The organism is Bacillus cereus group sp. BfR-BA-01330, from assembly GCF_022663885.1.
Lineage (GTDB): Bacteria > Bacillota > Bacilli > Bacillales > Bacillaceae_G > Bacillus_A > Bacillus_A cereus.
On sequence record NZ_JAKUGK010000006.1, the window covers coordinates 175,750 to 197,607 of the forward strand.

Sequence of the window (21,858 nt, forward strand, 5' to 3'; positions counted from 1 at the left end):
TTCATTATTTCCGACCACATTTTATCGCAATTTAATGATTTAATTTAGATTTTTTAATAGTACGATGCATTGAACAGCCCTTTACAAGTCATAAAGTGAAACTTAAATTAACCGTCACACCAAGATATTTAGCTTAATATTCTAGGGGGAAATTTTTCTCTTTACGTAAAATACGAATTATATTATCCATTTTCATGAACATCAATCCCTAATTTTGTCAAAAAAACAAACGATAGTCCTTCTACATTTTTGATAAAAGGACTATCGTTTTTTCAGTTAGAGTATTTGTATAATCGTTTAACTTTTTATTTCCTGAAGGTCTAATGTGATGAAGATGATGAAATTTCATCTCATAGCCTTTAAATGAAAAACATTATTTTTTTATGACAATCAAGTTTATTTTTATAAATTAAACCCTTAGCTTGATGCCTTCCATATATCCAGCAGCCTAAGATTAAGTAAGAGTCTGTTCAACTAGATTTTTTCTAATATTTTTAGGAGCATCTTATTTCAGCCTCGTCATATTACACTAATTGAATTTAAAACAAATCCGTATGCTATTTAGTAAAATTTACGATTCGAGACATAATTATTGCAGTAGCCAAGATAATAATAGCGGTTATCAAACCAGATTCTCCAATCCAAATCTCAGTTTGATCTCCTGTACTTGCACGTGCGAAAGGTCCTTGAATAACGGCATTCCAAGTAGTATGAATGATAACCGAAGGCCAAACGCTACCTGTGATAAGTCGTAAATAAGCTGTAATATAACTGAATGGCACAATACAAAAATAGATGCCAAGTACTGAAAGTAGGGCAGATGTTCCTTCTACATATAGACCAGCAATAACAATTGGAACATGCCACGTTGCCCAAATCAATCCGCTAATAAGGATTGGGCGTGAAAACTCTGCATCGATTAGTCTTGTAAGCATATAACCTCGCCAACCCATTTCTTCTCCCATAACTGGAATTAAGTTAAGCAAGCTACCTAATACTCCGCTCAATACTACTATAAAAATGAAACTTAATGGTATCGGTAGATACTGAAATCCAAGTATATTGTAAATAGTTTCTAGCATACCACCTTGCGGGGGCTGAAACCTCGCAATTCCGCTCAACCAGGCGATAGAATAAGTAATTCCACAAATAATCATAGGTATTAGCAGAGCAAAACCAATCCCCTTCCATATCTTTAAGTTACCGAGACTAAAAGATACATCTTTAAACCCTTCTTTCAATATTATGCGAGTCAAAATAGAAGAAAATGCCGGGGTAAACATATATACCACAATAAGCGGCATACTTTTAGTAATCATTACTAGTACATTTAGGATAATAGAAGTAATAGTTAAGATACTTAGAAAAAGTTGAAGTCCTATTTTAGCACGATGGATTTTATCTTTATTGTGGAACGATTTTGCGTGTAATAACATTGTAATCCGCCCTTCCCCTTTTATTCATTTGTTTATCAAATTTACTTCCTGTCATTTCAACAGCTACAACTTAGAATAAAAATATTTTGACATACAGATCATTCATCTTTAAAATCCCTCCCAAATTCATAATCTAGTCTTACTTGCGATTCAACAATTTAATTATTATTTATAAACTGTCATAGCCGATAGTACAAAAGTGTAATGATTAACCTATGACTTGTGTCAATTAATCTTATGACAATATGTAACTAGAAAATATGATATGGAATAAATAACAATTAAATTAAGGCAATTGATTCGTGCAAGTACATGAATCAATCTTGTTTATAAAAATAATTCAATTGAGGTGGGCAAAAATGAATAAGAAAATAATGATTGCAATGGTTAGTACAGCTTTATTAGTCACAGGATGCGCGGAAGTAGGAAACGCTCAAACTGTAGCAGTCGAAAATTCAGGTCAATCAGTCCAAAAAAATATAGTTAAATCAATACAATCACAGGCTAACCCATTAAAAACGATAGAGCCGTCAAAACCATTTGAAGATTTAAAACCACTTAAGAAAATGATTGGGAACGCGCAATATGTAGGATTAGGAGAGAATACTCATGGAAGCTCTGAAATTTTTACTATGAAGTTTCGCCTTGTGAAATATTTGGTTACTGAAATGGGTTTTACGAATTTTGCAATGGAAGAAGATTGGGGAAACGGCTTAAAACTAAATGAATATATCCAAACAGGAAAAGGAAACCCTAGGGAATTTTTAAAATTGTTATATCCTACTGATGAAATTATAGCCATGATTGAGTGGATGAAAGATTATAATGCTGATCCATCCAATAAAAAAAAGATCCAATTTATTGGGCTCGACTTAAAGACATTGGACCAAGGTAGCTTTAATAAAGTAATTGATTATGTAAGGCTCCATCGACCAGATTTGCTGGCAGAAGTAGAAGAAAATTATAAAGAATTGTCTTCTTTTACTGGAAGTATACAGGAATATATGAAACTTGCTCCTGAAAGAAAAGAGAAGTTTAAAGCAAACGCTGAGAGAGTAGCCCGATTACTAAAAGATGAGAATGAGCAAGCCAACACAGAAATAATTCCATCCGAGTACATCTGGGCGAAAGCAGCGGCAAGTGCAATAGAGAAATTTACCACAATGCTACTCCCTAACGACTATCCAAGTATAATAAAACTACATGAACAATACTTGGCCGATCATGCAATGTGGGCACAAGAGACATTTGGTGGTAAAACGATGGTATGGGCACACAATATTCATATAGCTAAAGGAATTATCGATGAGAAATTATACCCTTATGTTGCGGGGCAGTTTTTGAAGGAACGTTTAGACAATAATTATGTCACAATTGGTAGTTCAACTACGGAGGGGAATTTTACCTTATACAGCGAATATGATCCTTCCACTGGAGGTAAGATTACAACCGACACTATTCCACAAGATGTAAAAAGTTTCAATTATACTCTCGGAAAAGTGCCATATAAAATGTTTTTATTGGATAACCGTCACCTTAAAGGACAAGCAGAAAAATGGGTTAAAGCAAAAAGACCATTACTAAGTATAGGGGGACAAATCCTCCCGAACAGTTCGGTGTATTTTGATACTTCATTGCTTGAGCAATTTGATATTATTTTTCATATTCGAAAAACAAGTCCATCTCATATTAAATAAAAGTACAAAGCAATCCCGTTCTTGCAGATGTAAGAACGGGATTGTTTTGTGAGGATTAATAAAGTGAAACTTTAATCAGCAGGTTTTTGTTCATCCCCCACTGATTATTAGCCTTCACCAATCGTGCGTTTACCGGCAGCCCGCCCCCCACCTAACGCTGAATTTTGAGGTGGGAGTCTTACTGCCCAGTAAATAGCGGGATAAAAGCATCTTTTTTAACCAGAAGTAAGCTGCTCTCCCCTTTTTAACATCATTTAGAACTGTCATATGACACTTTTACACTAGTGAGAATGACAAAAAAAGCAGTATGATTCGGTTATTACACAGATAGGAGCGATGAACTTTATGAAATCAAGATTCATCCAGAATGGTTATTTTTTATTGCTAACTTTCGGTACAGGATTGTTTTATTTTTGTTTTTACCTAATAGCTCTGCTATTTAGTTTAACCCTTTCATTTACTGTTGTTGGGATTCCATTAATTATGCGCGTACTACAGACTACCACACCCTTTATCCAATTCGAGCGCATACAGACGAAAATTTATACAGATATTTCAACAGACTCTTACGATAGAAGTATAACAATGGATACATCGAACTGGTCTCAGGTGAAATTAGTGCTAACAGATCGTCGCACTTGGTGTGCTGTCTATTGGCTAATGCAGAAATTTACGATTGGCATTTTCAGTCTCATTAGTGCAATCATTTTTTACGTAATGCCACTTATGTTCCTGTTGGCACCACTACTGTATCGATACATCGATATGAATATTATATTTATACAAATAGATACTTTTGCCAAGTCACTCTTTGTAATGTTTATGGGTATAGTATTTACCGCCATAAGTATTAGAATAGTCGATGGTTTGACAAAGAAAATTGGGGGCTATACACGTAGTATGATTCGGCAACTAAATCAATAGAAGTTTGCAGTCTGTGAGTAGTATCGTAGTTTTAAATTAAAAAGTATAATAAGGCAGGAAGGATTAAATTATTATGTAGGAAGTAAAATGGTAGGCTATTTAGGGGGTAAAGGACTTGTTAGATATGGTTAAGTATTGGTTTTGGTATGATTGGATTATGTTAGGGGTACGCCTACTTGCTAGTGTGTCTATCATTCTAGCTACATTAAATTTTCAGGATGGTTTAACATTACCACTTTGGATTATTATTCTTTGGGAAATTATTGCCTTCTCTGTTCCATGGGTAGCCTTACTATTCAATTATAAATATTATTTGTTCACAGAAATACTGCTATATGGTGGACTATGTATATATTTAACCCTATTATTTCCAGAAGCTTACAACACATTTCTTATATCGGTGTTTCTAATTGCTGCGAATAGTAAGCATTTGTCCTATTATTGGACAGCTCCAATAACGGTTTTTATAACAACTGGAATTTTCTATGCGGTTGCGCCAAGTAATAGCTATTGGATTATGGTCACCTATTATGGATTCGCATATGTAATGGGCTTCGCTTTTCATTTATTAATCGTCAATCATAAACAAAATGAATCAATTCGTAAACAAAACGCGGTACTTGAGCAATATATGTCTCAGATTGAACGCATTACACTGGCGGAAGAACGAAACAGACTGTCGAGTGAGCTTCATGATACAGTTGGTCACGCTTATACTTCTATTATTATGGGGATGGAAACGTTGCGCACCGAACTTGCTACTGAAATGGGTATACAGAGGCTAGATTCTCTGCTTGAAATGGGACGTAAAAGCATCGAGGACGTGAGAGGTTACCTACATCAAATGGAGTCTCCTTGTCAATCGCCTTCCTTAATTCAATCTCTCCAAAATCTTGGAGCCGAATTTCAGGAGCACGCTCTGGTTAATGTAAGTTTTCGGGCATACGGAGAGGAATATGAATTGTCTCGGCAAGCGAAGATAGCGTTCATTCGTTGCTTACAAGAGTCCCTTACGAATGCAGTACGTCATGGTCAGGGAACTGAAATTATAGTTTCATTGCAGTTTGAACAACAATATACGAGATTAGAAGTTCAAGATAATGGAAAAGGAAATGTAGAATGGCAAGAAGGCTTCGGTATGAATGCGATGAAAGAACGAGCAATGAATTTGCAAGGTCAATTGTCTGTATATACAAAGCCAGATGAAGGAATGCTTGTTACATGTACCATACCGCGACAAACTGAAATAAAAGATGGACTTATTCGTTTGTTAATTGTAGACGACCAGCCGTTTGTTCGGGAAAGTTTGAGGACACTACTCGATAGATATGAAGATTTAAATGTAGTCGGTTTGGCCGAGGATGGCAATGAAGCCATCGATTTGTGTGGGCGCCTTCAACCTCATGTTATACTTATGGATTTAGATATGCAACACATGGATGGAGTCGAAGCAACCAAAAAGATTAAGCAACAATGGCCACATATCCGCATATTGATTTTTACCACTTTTCAGGATACCGAACAGGCGTTGGAATCGCTTCGCAACGGTGCGGATGGTTTTTTACTCAAATCTATTGAAACATTGGAGCTAGCTAATACGATCCGACTTATTCACAAAGGTGGGACACTGATTGATCAGGGAATGTCTCACAAAATATTTGAAAAGTTTGATGCGCAAAAAGAGACACCACAATCAAAAGCAACCGCTTATGAGCTAACAGCTAGGGAGATAGAAATATTGCAACTAGTAGCCAAGGGACTTCGATACACTACCATAGCATCAAGGTTATATTTATCGAATGGTACGGTCAGAAATTATGCTTCCACAGCTTATACAAAGCTAGGAGTCCGCAACAAAGAAGAAGCTGTGCAAAAGGCTCTAGAAATTGGAATTATTGAATAAGAAAAATGTTTTTTTGTTTCTCTACAGCAAGGTAAAATGTAGTTACAAGGTACAGTAGAAGATAAAGTGAAACTTTAATCAGTGGGGTTTGTTCATCCCCCACTGATTATGAGCCCTCACCAATCGTGCTGCCCGTTAATGCGGGATAAACAACATCATTACATTAATCTTTTTTAGGGAGTACAATTCCTTTAAATAATTGAACAGTAATCCAGTAATACATCGAGTAAATTACTACAAAAATAACAAGTGGTAACCAAATGCGAGAGTACGGATCGATTACAAGAGGGCTAAACATGTTCATACCAACTAATATATGAGTAATCCCTACAATTGCTGGGAATAAGAATATGAAGAATAACTCTTTATAAATCGATTTTGTTAATAACTCTCGGCGAACACCAATTTTATGAAGCATTTGATAACGTGTTACATCTTTTGATGCTCCCGACAGAACTTTAAACATTAAGCAGCTTGCCATCATTGCTAAAAATGCAATTCCAACGAAGAAACCCATAAACATTAGTCCGCTGGCAAAATCATGACTCATAATATATGTTTGATACTTACTACCCAATTCTTCCGCTTTCACATTTTTATATTTTGCTATCTGTAATTCATCAAGTTTTTTCCATTCTTTTATGTATGATCCAAAATCATCTGTTTTCCCCATAAACACAATACTTTCTTTCCCCTTCAATCCATTGTATATGTTATAATCTACAATTTTTATTTCATAATCAGGATATAAATAATTGGGCTGGATCGTTCTGAAAACCTGAATCCATTGTTTTGTGTCTGTCTCTCCTTCAGCCCGTTTTATTGAAAATGCACCAATTGGTATTTCCTCTGAAGCTTTCTCTATTTTCATACCTTGCAAGAAAGGGCGATTTTTCTCTACATCTTCTTTAAGATAATAAACATATCTATCATCAACTTTGTAATGATATTCAAGTTTTTCTTGAAATAAGATACTACCCAAAATTGTCTTTTCTTCCACTGTTGGATTATGAATGACTGAATCGTAAATTTGTATTTGATCTGTAATTTTTAGGATGTTGTTTTTAAATGCCATACCACAAGCAATTCCACCAGCACCAAGAGCCACTAAAATTGCTACTGTTGCAAGCACATTTGTTAGACTATTAATGCGGAAATTTAATTGTGCAAAAGTAAAAGCATTGAGGCCTTTTTCACTACGTTTTTTATTACTCTTTAGCTTGTTAATCATAACTGGAAGAAGTGATCCAAATATAAGGTAAGTACCAACAGTTGCTGAGATTAATCCAACAGCCATTAATCCCAAAACAATTAGCGAATTTGCATATGATATATAAATAAGTGATGCATAACCAATACCCAATAAAAGAATACCAAGGAATGCAACTACAACTGTCATTTTTCCTTTTATGGCAACACGTTCTGTTTGTTCATCAGCATGTACAAGTTGCAGTACAGAAATACGAGATAATTTAATACTATTCATAATTGCAGATAATACAAAGAGTGCAAAGAAGAAGATGCAAGTAATAGCTATAGATGGCAGATAAAAAGCTTTATAACCTTCGCCAGCAAACTCGAGTTGTTTCATTAATAGCTGACCGATACCTTCTGCAAGTCCTACACCAATTGTAATTCCAATCAAAAGAGAGGTGGCACCTAATATGATTGTTTCAATGAACATAAGTAAGGTAACTTTATGCTTTTTTGCTCCTAACATCATATACATACCAAATTCTTTTTGACGAAGAGCTGATAAGAAAGAGTTTGCATATAAAATATAGAAAAATGTGATAATCGCTAACAAAACGGAACCAATTTTAAAGACAGCCACAATATCCCTAATAGAAGAGTTAGATTCAAGGAACGTTTTATTGGATGCTAGCGTTTGAAACATATAAAAAGTTGAAATAGAGACAATAAGACCAACAAGTAAAACAATGTAATCTTGCAACTTACTTTTTAGGCCTGACATAGAAAGCTTAAATAACATGATTGAACTTCCTTCCTTACGCTTTTTGTGTGCCTAAGTTTGCAAGCACATCTAAAATTTCTTTATAGAATTCTTCACGGGTACTACCGCGATGAATTTCTTTATATAACTCACCATCTTGAATGAATAAAATACGTTGACAGTAACTTGCGCTGTAAGGATCATGCGTAACCATCATAATGGATACACCTTGCTCTTTATTTAAGCTTGTCATGGCATTAAGTAAACTCGTTGCATTTTTAGAATCTAGAGCTCCAGTCGGCTCATCTCCCAAAATAATTGCTGGTTCATGAACTAACGCACGTGCTGCTGCGGAACGTTGCTTTTGTCCACCAGATACTTCAGAAGGATATTTTTGAAGTATCGCTGTAATGCCTAACATATCAGCTATTTTTTCTACTTTCTTTCCAATATTACGAGATGAAACACCTTGAAGTGAAAGTGGGAGTGCGATATTTTCATAGATAGATAAATTTTCCAATAAGTTAAAGTCTTGGAAAATGAATCCTAACTTTTGTGAACGAAAATCAGAAAGTTCCCCCTGCTTCATCCTCGTAATATCCGTTCCTGCAATTTCAACAACGCCGCCTGTCGCTTTATCTAACGTTGAAATTACATTTAATAATGTTGTTTTACCAGAACCAGAAGGCCCCATAATACCAACAAACTCTCCCTCTTGAATTGAGAATGATACACCTTTTAATGCGTGTGATTGATTCTCACCTTTTTTACCGTACAATTTTTGAATGTTTTTTACATCTACAACTGGCTTTATCATTTATATCCTCCTACATTTTTTTATTTCATTACAATAAGCTACTAAATTTGTTTACTACTAACAAAATAGACATGTTACCTCCACACTTAAGCTACAATGAAATCTTTCCTTTTATCTTCTTTGCTCACCTCATCACTTTGAATACACCCATGATAAACTATGAAAATTAGGAAACACCCCGTAAAATCCTTAAGATTTCTTAAGTTTTAAAAAAAGCTTATGGAACCTGTAGTTCCATAAGCTTTCTATCTAATTGAATGTTCAACAATAAAAGACATCCAACCATCTTTATATTCTGCATGTATATTACCATGATGAAGTTCAACAATTCTTTTTGAAATAGCAAGTCCCAGTCCATTTCCCTGGTCATCTTTTCTTGCCTTGTCCCCCCTGAAAAACCTTTCAAACAATTTATTTGGATCGCTAACAGGCGGTTTCTCGACTTTATTTGATACTTTCAACATTGCCTTGTTACCTATTAGTTCAAGACATATAGATAATTCGGATGGTTTCATGCTGTACTTTATCGCATTCATAAAAAGATTTTCATAAACACGTACCATTTTTTCTACATCTATGAAGATAGGTATTGTTTCTTGCGTAATTGATTTTTGAACGATTAAACTTTCCTTTTCAAATATAGGTATGTATTCTCCAACTATTTGTTCCAACAAACCTGATAAATCAACTTCATTAAGGTTTAACTTAGCATCTATACCTGATAAACGAGTATACTCAAACAGCTCATCAATTAAATATTTCAGTCTCTGTGACTTTGAATACGTGGTTTCAAGGTATTCCTGTAATTGTATGTTACTGTTGTATTGCCCTCTTTTTAATAAATCTATATAGCCAATAATAGATGTTAAAGGTGTGCGTAAATCATGAGATACATTGGTGATAAGTTCATTTTTTGTACGTTCTAATTGTCTTTCTTGTTCAAATGTATTCTCCAATTCCTTGGACATATAGTTGATATTTTGAGCAAGTTGGGTCAATTCGTCCTTCCCCTTAATCCCAATTGTTAAACCCAGTTTTCCATTTGCAATATCATTCACATTTTCCGAAATGAGCTTCAAATATACTATTTTCTTTCGAACCAATAGCAAAAAGATTACTATAAAGTTTAAGATTGCGAACGTAAATAAGAACAACATTGCGAGTCTCACTTCAAACATGCCAAAATCTTCGTGTTTTATAAAAAATGGATCTATGACGTATTGCACAATGAGGATTGTTAAACCAAATGAAATAAAAAAACTAATTGCAACAGCACCAAGAAGTTTTATAATAATCTTATTTCTGAAACTAACATTCTTCATATTTTATACCCAATTCCCCAAACAGTTTTAATATAAATGGGATGTTTAGAATCTTCTTCAATTTTGTCTCTTATTTTTGTAATATGCACCATGACGGTATTATCTGATTTATAAAAAACCTCTTTCCAAACTGCTTCATATATTTTTGCTACACTCAGGACAATCCCTTTGTTGCGGGCGAGTAGTTCGAGAATAGCAAACTCTTTTGGAGTTAACCTTGTTTCTTTTCCCCTTACCCATACTTGACGAGTATCTGTATTCACGGTTAAGTCACCAATTTCTAGAATACTTTTATTATGTTCTATGGACGTATTGTATTTTTTGAACCTTCTTAATTGGGATTTTACCCTAGCAATTAATTCTAGTGGGTTAAACGGTTTTGATAAATAATCGTCTGCACCAGAGGCTAGGCCCTGAATTTTGTCTATATCCTCAGATTTTGCAGATAGCATAATGATAGGCATATTGCGATCTTCCCTAATTTTCATACATGCTTCAATGCCATCCATATTCGGCATCATAATATCTAAAATAATCAAATCAAAGTCCTTTTCTTCTAACAGTTGTAAAGCTTGTATAGCATCTTCTGCCTTTTGAGTTTTTAGGCCTTCATTTTCCAGATATACCGAGATAAGATTTCTAATCTCTTTATCATCATCAACAATAAGAATTTTCGACTCCATTTTATTCCTCCACATTAAATGCAATAAGTATTCAATAAAGCATATATTTGTTGTTACTTAGTTAATAAACTTAATAGAGATGGTTTCTATCTTCTTTCTTTACTTAAGACGATCTTTTGTAAAATACACAAAAAGACCGTCACAGTATTGTGACGAAAAAACAAGAAAATTTCAATAACTAATACTATTATTATTTATTTTTAGCTTTTAAGACACCCAGCGCTATTTTGGTTGCTTCTGCAATAAGCTTATCATCGTATTTAGCATCCTCTTTATCATGATTAGAAAGTATCGCAAGAATAATTGGCTTTTTATTTGGTGGCCAAATAATTGCGATATCATTTCTGGTTCCATAAGATCCCGAGCCCGTCTTATCAGCTACTTCCCATCCTCCTGAAACTCCAGCACGAATTAAGTTGTCTCCCGTAGTATTCCTTTTCATCCAATCTATTAATAAATCCCGTTTCTCAGTTGAAAGTACATCTCCTAGCGCAAAAGCCTGAAGACTAGTAGCTAATGCCTTTGGGGTACTAGTATCATGTACGTCTCCTGGATGCACTTCGTTTAACTCTGGTTCAAAACGTTCAGGATTTGTAACGGTATCTCCTATTTCTCTCAGTGATTTTTTGAATTCACTAGGTCCACCTAATTGTTTAAGAATAAGATTTTGCGCAGTATTATCACTATATCGAAGGGAAGCATCTGCAAGCTCTTTCAGAGTCATACCCCTATCAACATACTTTTCTGTAATTGGATTGTAATTAACAAGATCTTCACGAGTATACAAAACTCTTTGATTTAGATCTTCTATTGATTTCTTTTGTAAAAGTACTCCCACAGCTAAAGCTTTGTGGGTAGATGCGTATGCAAACCGTTTATCTGATTGATACGTAACGGTTTGATTCGTATCGGTGTCCAATGCATAAATACCGAGTTTAGCATCAAATTCTTTTTCAAGTTTAGCAAAAGAATCATTACCAGTAGTTTCTTGTTTGGTTTGATTTGTTTGTTTTGTTTGTTTAGGTAATTCAGACTGAGTATTGCCATCGGAACAGCCTATAAGCGTTGCACATGAAAGAAATACTACAGGTACCATCTTTTTGTAATGTAAAATGTTAAAAAACTTGTTTAAGACTATCATACATTTTCAACCTCTTTCAAGAATATATAGTTTTTCTAGGTGTTATACATATCGATACAATTAAAGAGTGTATCGGATATCACTCTTCTTGCATCTCACTTTTCATCAAATGATTGAACTATCATGAACACCTGTTTTATACGTATACTTAATAGACAACCTAAGTAACAAGTTTGTTCCATTTTTATCAGTAGTCGTATCTAGAAACCTAAAAAAGTCCATTTAGAAGATCTAAATGGACTTTTTCACTCATATAATCCTATCTATAGTTAAACGAATAAGATTAAATACATTTAAATTTTCTTGTTTTATCTACTAAACTGTTTAGGCATTTCTTTAACGTGCTCATCATCATCACGCCAATCATAGGTTTCTTTCTGTGAAATATCTAAAGTTTGATCTCCAATTCTAACAATATTCTTATTTACCCATTCAATATATGGATCGGTATCTGGATAATTCCAATATATATTTTTCTCTGAATCTGTATCAAGGTTAACTAATTCACCCCTAACAGCATCCGCACTTAATGATCCTGCATTATGAAAATAAGTCTTGATGAGATATTTTCCATCTGGAGATTTCACTGTTCGAATTAATTCCCCTTTTGGAACACCTTGCAAACTAAAAAGTTTCCAATATCCAAATCCAATTATAATTACTAACATAGTAAGTATAGTTAGTAATACTTTTCTTTTTGTTTTTTTAATTTCACCTTTTGTATTTATAATACTCATTCAACTCCATTCCATAATATATCAAAAATAAAAATCCTCCGTTAATACGGGATAAATATGAAAATTCCCATTTAGGAAAACTTTAAAAAATCAGACAGTATACTTGAATTGCTCTCCGCAAGAGAATATACTAATAAAGCAGGCTATGACGTTCCTTCCTTCTAACTTCTTTGGCGAAATAGGGATGTTACTTTCCTGCTAAACACATAGGCTATGACAATTCTTCCTTCTTTGTAGAAATTTCAAATTGTTTTAGAGTTGTCAATTTCCTATGAAAATAATTAGACTATAAAACCTCTTTCTTCTTTGGGATTGAATAAACTTTAGTTTATCAACCATTGATGTAGAGGTTTTCTTTTCTTAATTAACAAATTACCACTTAACAACTAAATGTTATACCCCTAATTTTTCACTAAAAAATAGCTATGTACCCTCTGTGCATTTTTCTACAATTAGTGTGTTTATACATATAAAAATAAAAATCTACCACTGAAAGGAGGACAGTCAGACTATTCCCCTCTTTTATAAGGCGTGAATAGCTGGCGTTCTCATGAAAAATTCTATTTACATAAGAAGAAGTTTGAAAGTAATTATAAAAAGAGAAGAAAATAAACTACCGAACATGTATTTAGCCACTGCTTTAAAAAACTTGGAAAGTTTAGGATTTACTTTTTCTGAGCCTTTAATAGAAGAGTTGCAAACACTTTCGGTTGATGCATTCACATCGTTTTACAAAGAGTTGGTAAAACATTTAAAAGAAATGGTTGGTGCACATATTCAGTTTACTCCTATGTATCCAAACTTTCCGCAACAAATGATGGATTTAAGTGACGCTGATTTATACATCAATGCCGTTATTCATTATGTGACGTTGTGCCTACCTGTATCAAAAGTAGAAGAACGACTTCCTCTTTTAGATAGCGTTGATTTGAAAGTTATTGACTTAGGAAGTGAAGAAGATTTCAATCAAATGATTTCTCAATTGATTCGTGCAAACAGCTCTATTTCCTCAACTGATAAGACAGATGTAGAATGGGCTATTACACACACTGAAGATGTTTCATGTTTTCTACCTAATGTAATTCCTCATAAGGAAAATATGTCTTTTATAATTGGGGTTTTATTAATAAACAGAAAAATATCAGCCGATGCTGCTGCAAAGTATTTTAAAACAGCAACTGATGTTCTTCGCCTTGCAGTTGCTTTATCTGAAGGTGATGTGAGTTTAGCATCCTCCGTTCGATTCAAGAAGTTTAACCGAGTAGAAAGACGCTTCCTTTTAGGATTGTTAGAGCAATGCGGAAACATTACCGAAGATATGATTCGATACAAAAAACGTTGGATTCGTTTAGGTGAAATTCTTCATCCAGCAGAATATCATACTCGTTTCCCAAAAACCCACCGAGCATTTGAGATTCTTCGCAACAACATTAAAGTTGAAACATTTAATGGAAAAATAGAAGCAGCTTTGTTGAATCGTGATATCATGACAGCGAAAAATCTTTTAAAAACTCGCCCGGGGGAATTTGCCAGACGCTTGGATCATTTAATCCGTTTATGTAGTGATACATCAACAGATGTTTTCAATATTCTCGAAGAGTTTCTAAGTATAATAGGAAATGTTTCTACTCCTGTATTACTTCAACTCACGGCTCATTTTAAGCATCGAAATGATAAAAATGAATTTCGCACCTTTTTTCCAAAGGGAAATGTAGCAAAAGCTATAGGTATTGAAAATACACTTCCATTTATCTCAGAGGATATTTGTTTAATGATTGTAAAAATGTGTGAAGATACTTTAAAAAATCGCTTCGCAGAACTTCCAAGTCTCGGAAAAGTATTTTTGGATGAACAGTTAAAAAATCACTTAGTTCCCTTCTCTCAACGTTCAGCCAGCAAAGCGCTTCGCACATTATCTCGAGGAAGTAAAGTAGATTTGCCAGAAGGAGATACGATTCGTTTTTTCCTATGGTGGAAAGAAGGCTATGTGAATGGACAACATACAGGACGTGTTGACATTGATTTGTCTGCTGCAATGTACGACGAAGATTGGCAATACAAAGAACATGTATCCTTCACGAACTTACGTTCAAAAAATTTCAAAGCCTACCATAGCGGAGATATTACTTCTGCACCAAAGGGAGCATCTGAATTCATTGATTTCGATATTCCGTCTGTGCTGAAATATGGTGGACGCTATGTAGTTATGACTTTGCTTTCTTACACAGACCAACCATATAAAGATTTACCAGAATGCTTTACTGGTTGGATGGTTCGTCAATATCCTGGTTCAGGTGAAATATTTGAACCTTCTACTGTTCAAGATAAAGTGGATATTACTGCCGACACCCAAATCTCTATTCCAGTTATTTTAGACTTAAAGGAACGAAAATTGATTTGGACAGATTTGTCTCTTACAAGAGATCTAACTTATGATAATACCATCGAAGCTAATCAAAAAGGTATGATACTAGTTGGAAAGGCTTTAACTAATTTAGTTAAACCGAATTTATATGACTTGTTCCGATTACATATTGAAGCTAGAGGTGAACTCGTTCAAGACATCGAAGAAGCAGAAACTATTTTCTCTTTGAATAAAGGGATTACTCCTTTCGATATCGAAAAAATAATATCTGATTTTATAGCTGACTCAAAAGGCTAACTACATTACAAACATTGATAATGTGTGGAAAATATCGATGTATAATGTCTATGTGAAACAGGACCTGATAGATGTATATCAGGTCCTGTTTTTTATTTAGTAGATACTAAATAATCTGGTTAATCACTATTCATCTAAATACACTATACTAATAAAGTGAAATTTATTCGAAAGAAATTCATTAGTTAATACGTAACTAATTAAGAAACATTCATATACCAGCCCAAACATCTTTTCCATATCGCCCTTCATCTTGCACACGATCCAACCAATTTCTTGCTTCTTGTTCACTGACTTCATGAATTTCTTGATATGCTTGACAAAGGGTATCTTCTACATCCGGAGCCATTTTACTTCCATCACCACATATATAAAGATGAGCTCCATTATCTAATAACGAAATTAAATTGATTCTATCTTGTTTTATCAAATGCTGTACATATGTTTTTGGATGTCCCTCTAGACGAGAAAAAGCTGTGTGTAAAGAGATTAATCCATCTCTTTCATCATTTTCTAGTTCTGTACGATAGAGATAATCTTTTTCAGGATGACGACAACCAAAATATAGATGCGCTTGTCCTAAGTTCATACCTTTTTGCTTTTGAACACGACGCGCTTGCAAGAATCCACGGAATGGTGCAATTCCAGTACCTGGCCCAACCATAATAATTGGTGTTTCTGGATCTTTAGGTAATTCAAAGTTTGATTGTGGCGTTCGAATGAAACAGATAATCTCATCTTTATTATGACGCTGAGCTAAGTAATTAGAAGCGACTCCTTCATATGTCCCTTCCCCACTCCATGCAGGCGCATTAACAACACCGACCGTAATGCTCAGACGATTGTGTGCAACGAGTGGAGAGCTTGAAATAGAATAGTAACGCGGTTTGAGCGCAGGAAGAAGTTCTAAAAAGCGTTCAAATCGAATTTCACAAGCCTCATACCTTTCAAGAAGGTCCAACATTGAAATCCGTTTCTTTAATATTTGTTCATGATAAACTCCTTCTTCTAATAATGCTTCCAATTCTTTTTTATGAGGAGGACATGCTGTGAATGTTACCATTTCTCGTATTTGTGCTCGAGTGGCTGCTTCTTGAACTTCAACACTATAACTAAGAAGGTCCAATAAACTAACAGGACTGTCTAGAGGTATGTGATTTATACTTCGTCCACTTGCACTCAGTATAACTTGATCCTTCCCATTTAATCCAAAACGTTTTAAAATTCGGTTGATATTTTTCTCGCTATTAACTGGCAACACTCCAAGGTGGTCTCCTTCTTTATATGTAGCGCCTTCTGGCAAAGATACCTCGATATGTCGTGTACTTCTATCACTGCTGGATGATTGGAGTTCACGATTTTCTAGTATAGATGCATAAACTGCTTCATATGTTCGTGCAAGAGGAGATCCTCCAAGACGACTGACAAATTGCAGACTCAAAGTACTGCGCTCTTTTTCCATATTTTTGTTGAGCTCCAATCCAAATGCCTTCATCGCATCAGACCACATGCTTTGTTTCCATTGCTCAAGCTGTTCCTCGAAATCACCACTTGCATCTGCTTCTCCGCGTTTAGAAAATCTTGTTGCTCCTTTTTGAGCCATTTGCTCATCAATGTATCTTGGAATCCGTTGGTAGGTACTAGCCCAATTATGATCTCCACAACCAAAAACTGCGTATTGAACCCCTTTTAGCTCATCTGGTTTTAGTTCCTCCAACCATTGCACAAACTGCCCTGCATTACTTGGCGGTTTTCCATTATAAGAAGAAGTTACAATAAGTACCGCTCCTTCTTTTGGCAAATTTCCAATTCGATCGTTAAGAGCTACCACTTCCGTTCGAACTCCTTCTAAACTAGCTGTATCTGCTAATTCTCTTGCAATACCTTCTGCAACACCTGTATCCGAGCCGTACAGAACAAGAAGTGAAAGATTATCGGCCCCAATAATAGAAGGTGTCTTCTGGACGTGCTGCTTAATTTCATCGTTTTTCAGCTTGTCCTCTGTAGATGCAAGAACAGTAGGATGACTAATAGTTTGTTTTCGGGGTAGAATCCTAATCTTAAAATCACCGGGCTTTAGCGTTAATGTTTGTTTTACGTCCAGCTGATAGTTTTGATAATCAATTAATTCAAAATGTTGAAGAAGCATTCCCATTACAAGAGTGGCTTCATGAAGTGCAAATTGCATACCGATACATGCTCTCTGGCCATTTCCAAATGGCTTATAAGCATGATGAGGAACCTTATCTAGCTCTTCAAATCGTTCAGGTTGGAATTCTTCCACATTGTCTCCCCATGCATCTTTATCCCTATGTAGCTGTGGAATAAGAACAGAAATACGATCTTCTCCTTTCTTAATTGGGTATTTCCCGCCAATCACTGTATCTTCTTTTGCATAGAGACTGAATGCTGGAGCGGTAGGCCATAGACGTAGCGATTCATTTAAAATCATCCGTATATACTTCAGTTTCATAACTTGTTGGTATGTTGGAGTAGGATCTGTCAAAACACGGTCTACTTCTTCATAGGCTTTTTTCAACTTATCCGGATTCTTTAATAAAAAGTAAATTGCAAAAGATAACAATCCACTTGTTGTCTCATGCCCAGCTATTAAAAAAGTGATAATTTGGAAACGAATGTTTTCATCATCTAATTTTTCACCAGTTTCCGGATCCTGCACATTTAACATACGGGAAAGTAAATCATTTTCTTCCTGATTCCCATTACTTTTACGTTCAGCAATAATATTATCTACTAAAGAAAACATAGATTGAATATCATGCTGAAATTGACGTTTCGTTCTCCACATGAGTTTATCTTCTATATCCAGCCTCTGTAATTGGTGCATCGCCTCATCTAGAGCACGGGTCATGCTAGTAATAAAAGGATGAGGTGTCTCACGATAAAAGCTATTGAAGCGGTAATTAAAACCACATAGACCAATTGTATCTAACGTAAGACGTGTCATATCCTCCGGAACATCTACGTTTTCATTCGGATTAAGCCGTGCCCATTTTTGAACGAGTTGTACAGCAATATCGACCATCATGGCATGGTAATCTTTCATTGCCCGTTGGCTGAATGTAGGCATCAAAATATTATGAGCTTTTTTCCAGTTAGGCTCGTGAGTCTCGCTAGTAAATAATCCGTCTCCAGCAAAGGCACGAACTTTTGCTAAAGCACCCTCTATACTTTTATCGAACCGTGTTTCGTCACAGACTTCTGCTACCAATTCATGTCCAGAAACGACAATGATGGTATCACTTAAAGTTTGAATTTGAAAAATGGGACCATACTCTTCCGCTATCTTGATAAAGGATAGGGTCGGTTTATCTTTATCGATTAATGGGAGATTACCCAGCGGTCCATATGTTTTCGGCTGAGGAATGGCAGATACTTTTTTTTCCATTTAAAACACCCTTTCAAAAAAGCATGAAATAACATATCCCATTTAATAAAGAGGAAATAGCAACTAATCGCCTGGGATAAAGATATGTAATTGATTACCTTATTTTATCTTTTCCCTAACTATTCATGATTATGATATTGCGTATAAGCTTGGCAATTAGATTTATAACTTGTAGAAAAATACTAAATTAAAATGAAGCGAATAAATATAGTTGGAGCCTTTTAATGTTGGTATTAAAAGATAATCTAAACTTGTAATGTTTATGAGAACTTGCAAACGGATCTCATCTCTTGTATTTGTTCATAAAAATGATTATTTTGATTCATTTTCTTCTAAAACACCCCAAAATAGAGAAGTTGACGAGCTTAAGATTGTAGTATTTGAAAAATCAGTGGTTTAGTTAAACCAATACAATAAGCAATATACCGCGTTACTAATGAAAGAGGACCTGATATGAACATCAGGTCCTCTTTCACTATATAATTATGTCACTGCTTCTTTCAGTTCTTTTCCCATTTTAAATACCAGCGCCTTAGTAGCAAAAATTTGTATTTCTTTTAGTTTATCTAATCAGCAAACAACTTGTAGGAATCATTATCTAACGTTTTATTCTTCTCTACCGATTTAACTTCTCGACGGCTTCCGCACTTGTATCTACACGTTTAACGAAAAAAACTAATAGTAGTGCAACAACATTCATGCCAAGCGCTACATAGAATGAATATTGAATTCCGGATAATAAAGCCTTCTGAGTTACTATTGCCTTCGTAGTTTCTGTGAAGGTTGTTGGATCTATATGAGACATTAAACTTTCAGCTTTTGTTTTTGTTACAGAATTCATAATCGTAACAAGAATAGCAGTACCAATGGAACCGGACACTTGTTGAGCTGTATTATTAACAGCTGTACCGTGCGGATTTAAGCGAGTTGGCAATTGATTAAGACCATTTGTCATAAGTGGCATCATCACCATCGCCATCCCAAACATCCGCAGTGTATAAATAAGAATAATATGTGTATGACTAGAGTCAATTTGCAGACTTGCCAACATATAAGTTGAAACAGCTGTAATGGAAAGCCCTACTATGCCAAGAATCCGAGGACCATATTTATCAAATAGTTTACCTGTAATTGGTGACATAATCCCCATTATTACCGCACCTGGAAGCATCATCAGCCCAGAGCTCAGCGGCGAAATACCACGGACGTTTTGTACATAAGCTGGTGTTAAAATCATACCCGAAAACATGGCCACCGCGTTGACAATTGCAATTACAGACGCAAGTGCAAACATTGGGTACTTGTAAACACGTAAATCCAATAACGGCTCATCCATTTTTAATTGACGGATAATGAAAGCAATTAAGGCAATAGCGCCTATGATTAAGGCTGTTAAGACAACTTTATTCGTCCAGCCATCGGAGCTTGCAGAACTGAATCCATATAACAAACCGCCAAAACCGACAGAAGATAATAGTAATGAGAGATAATCAAGTTTTGTATTTTTATTTTGTTTCATGACATTCTCAGATTTCCAAATCCCTAACAGTAAGCTAATGATTGCTAACGGTAAAATCATTTCAAACAGCAAACGCCAGTCATAATACTCTACAATATAACCTGATAGTGTCGGCCCAATTGCTGGAGCTGTAATCATAACTAGTCCAAAAATCCCCATTGCTGTTCCCCTTTTTTCTCTTGGAAAGCTTACTAGCATAATATTCATTAACAAAGGTCCCATAACTGAAGAGCCTGCCGCTTGAACCATCCGACCAGTAAGTAATAAACCAAAGTTCGGTGCTACAGCCGCTAAGGCAGTACCAAGAATAAAAATCACCATAGATGTAATAAATAGGCTCCTATTTGAAAAACGCGTTATTAAAAATGCTGAGGCCGGAATTAATATACCACTTACAAGCATATACCCTGTAGAAAGCCACTGGATCGTTGAATAATCTTGAATGTTTAAATCTTTCATTATTGATGGCAAGGCTACATTTAAAAGGGAGTTATTTAGAAATGAAACAAATGCCCCAATAAAAAGGATTACAAGCATTACATATGGTGGTTTTCTTTTATGTAATGTTTCACTCATATATTTAATTGCCCCTTCATTATAAATTTCATTGATTCGTTTAAATCGTTTACATATTTGCACAAGAAAACATTACCCTTGCAGTATTTTGCCAAACTCTTCGAATGGATATTCTCTTTTTAGCAATTCCACTTGCTCAACATACCATATTAAAATCTTTTTCTTGATGAAACCTTTATAAAAACGTTTGTTAACGGAATTTAAATTAGGCTGAAATACACAAAATAAGCAACTGAAAATCCCCTTCTAAAATAAAGTGAAACTTTAAATCAATGGGAATTTTACAGGCAGCGAGAAAAATCAAAAAGACCACGCACCCATTCCTTTAAATACAGGCTTGTAGATCTAGTTATGTAACCATCCATAAAAAGGAATATTACATAGGCTAAGTCTAACATTACATTTTTAAAGTGAGGAGAATAAGCGTATGGACCAATATTGGTATTTGAATTCAAAGGGAAACGGGGAACAATATACTAACCAAATTTCATTATATTCACAGCCCGAAATAACTACGTCTGAGGTAATGAATGATTTAAAGCTTCCTGAGAATTGGAGTTACCGAGTCTATCCAGTTAGTTGGGATTCATCAGCCAATTATACGGGGTTCAATCCCCAACCTCCTCCCTTCTCTTTGGGGCAGCAGCCAATTAATTATGCAGGGATAATACCACAAGGTCACCCTGCTAATTGGACTCCATTACCAGGTCATGCAGGTTTTAATTTTCAAAAACCTCCCTTCCCCTGGGCGCAACCATTCAATCATACAGGGATGTTCGCACAAGGTCATCTTGCAGCTTTACTATCGCCGCCAGCCAAGCCTTTTCATTTCAATACCAATAACTCGGGTGTTTTTGGAAACCCTCCAGGATGGGGTGGTCCGTGGGCCCCAATAGGATGGGGAAATAACGGAGGTAACGGTCAGCTAGGACTGCTTGGAAACTTACTTACAGCAGGAAAAGGCACCATGAGTGGAATAGGAATGATCAGTAGTTTAATCGGGATGGGGAAGTTCTTCTTTTAGTTAATTAAAGTGATAGAATTGGTCCGCAGCTCAAATAGTCCAGTATATAACAAA

The 21,858-nt window shown here is 35.2% G+C and carries 14 protein-coding genes; 5 read left to right on the forward strand and 9 right to left on the reverse strand.

Annotated elements, in window-relative coordinates:
• Positions 1 to 557: 557 nt before the first annotated feature.
• Positions 558 to 1,436 (reverse strand): CPBP family glutamic-type intramembrane protease, encoded by an 879-nt coding sequence (locus MR112_RS18255; protein WP_242245186.1) that lies wholly within the window; start codon positions 1,434 to 1,436, stop codon positions 558 to 560.
• Between the two features lie 359 nt (positions 1,437 to 1,795).
• Between MR112_RS18255 and MR112_RS18260 the strand changes: the two genes are divergently transcribed.
• The 3 genes from MR112_RS18260 to MR112_RS18270 all read left to right on the forward strand — a co-directional run bounded on the left by MR112_RS18260 (position 1,796) and on the right by MR112_RS18270 (position 5,960).
• The gene (locus tag MR112_RS18260) at positions 1,796 to 3,133 is read left to right on the forward strand and encodes an erythromycin esterase family protein (RefSeq protein WP_078187001.1); all 1,338 of its coding nucleotides are present in this window, start codon (positions 1,796 to 1,798) and stop codon (positions 3,131 to 3,133) included.
• A 345-nt stretch (positions 3,134 to 3,478) separates the two neighbouring features.
• The gene (locus MR112_RS18265) at positions 3,479 to 4,057 is read left to right on the forward strand and encodes a sensor domain-containing protein (RefSeq protein WP_000842192.1); all 579 of its coding nucleotides are present in this window, start codon (positions 3,479 to 3,481) and stop codon (positions 4,055 to 4,057) included.
• 115 nt (positions 4,058 to 4,172) lie between these two features.
• Entirely contained in the window at positions 4,173 to 5,960 is a 1,788-nt protein-coding gene (locus tag MR112_RS18270) for a helix-turn-helix transcriptional regulator (RefSeq protein WP_000886428.1), read from the forward strand.
• Positions 5,961 to 6,123: 163 nt separating this feature from the next.
• On the opposite strand, the gene MR112_RS18275 is transcribed toward MR112_RS18270, so the two are convergent.
• The 6 genes from MR112_RS18275 to MR112_RS18300 all read right to left on the reverse strand — a co-directional run bounded on the left by MR112_RS18275 (position 6,124) and on the right by MR112_RS18300 (position 12,614).
• On the reverse strand, positions 6,124 to 7,953 hold the full coding sequence (locus MR112_RS18275) for an FtsX-like permease family protein (RefSeq protein ID WP_000897821.1): 1,830 nt from the start codon (positions 7,951 to 7,953) through the stop codon (positions 6,124 to 6,126).
• Positions 7,954 to 7,969: 16 nt separating this feature from the next.
• Positions 7,970 to 8,731 (reverse strand): ABC transporter ATP-binding protein, encoded by a 762-nt coding sequence (locus tag MR112_RS18280; protein WP_242245187.1) that lies wholly within the window; start codon positions 8,729 to 8,731, stop codon positions 7,970 to 7,972.
• A 245-nt stretch (positions 8,732 to 8,976) separates the two neighbouring features.
• Positions 8,977 to 10,053: a HAMP domain-containing sensor histidine kinase gene (locus tag MR112_RS18285; RefSeq protein ID WP_000800285.1), complete on the reverse strand. Its 1,077-nt coding sequence runs from the start codon at positions 10,051 to 10,053 to the stop codon at positions 8,977 to 8,979.
• Positions 10,050 to 10,736: a response regulator transcription factor gene (locus MR112_RS18290; RefSeq protein WP_075678214.1), complete on the reverse strand. Its 687-nt coding sequence runs from the start codon at positions 10,734 to 10,736 to the stop codon at positions 10,050 to 10,052. Before MR112_RS18290 ends, MR112_RS18285 begins: the two co-directional genes overlap by 4 nt.
• Before the next feature lie 190 nt (positions 10,737 to 10,926).
• Positions 10,927 to 11,877 (reverse strand): class A beta-lactamase, encoded by a 951-nt coding sequence (gene bla / locus MR112_RS18295; RefSeq protein WP_242245188.1) that lies wholly within the window; start codon positions 11,875 to 11,877, stop codon positions 10,927 to 10,929.
• A 308-nt stretch (positions 11,878 to 12,185) separates the two neighbouring features.
• Complete coding sequence (locus MR112_RS18300) at positions 12,186 to 12,614, reverse strand: DUF5412 domain-containing protein (RefSeq protein WP_134266297.1); 429 nt, start codon at positions 12,612 to 12,614, stop codon at positions 12,186 to 12,188.
• Positions 12,615 to 13,164: 550 nt separating this feature from the next.
• On the opposite strand from MR112_RS18300, the gene MR112_RS18305 reads away from it, so the two are divergent.
• Entirely contained in the window at positions 13,165 to 15,276 is a 2,112-nt protein-coding gene (locus MR112_RS18305; RefSeq protein ID WP_139310394.1) for a TerD family protein, read from the forward strand.
• Positions 15,277 to 15,487: 211 nt separating this feature from the next.
• Here the strand turns inward: MR112_RS18305 and cypD are convergent, their stop codons facing one another.
• Positions 15,488 to 18,685: a bifunctional P-450/NADPH--P450 reductase gene (gene cypD / locus MR112_RS18310; protein WP_242245189.1), complete on the reverse strand. Its 3,198-nt coding sequence runs from the start codon at positions 18,683 to 18,685 to the stop codon at positions 15,488 to 15,490.
• A gap of 616 nt (positions 18,686 to 19,301) precedes the next feature.
• Positions 19,302 to 20,780, reverse strand: a complete 1,479-nt coding sequence (locus MR112_RS18315; RefSeq protein ID WP_242245190.1) for a DHA2 family efflux MFS transporter permease subunit — start codon at positions 20,778 to 20,780, stop codon at positions 19,302 to 19,304.
• Positions 20,781 to 21,207: 427 nt separating this feature from the next.
• On the opposite strand from MR112_RS18315, the gene MR112_RS18320 reads away from it, so the two are divergent.
• Positions 21,208 to 21,804: a hypothetical protein gene (locus MR112_RS18320; RefSeq protein ID WP_242245191.1), complete on the forward strand. Its 597-nt coding sequence runs from the start codon at positions 21,208 to 21,210 to the stop codon at positions 21,802 to 21,804.
• Positions 21,805 to 21,858 lie beyond the last annotated feature (54 nt).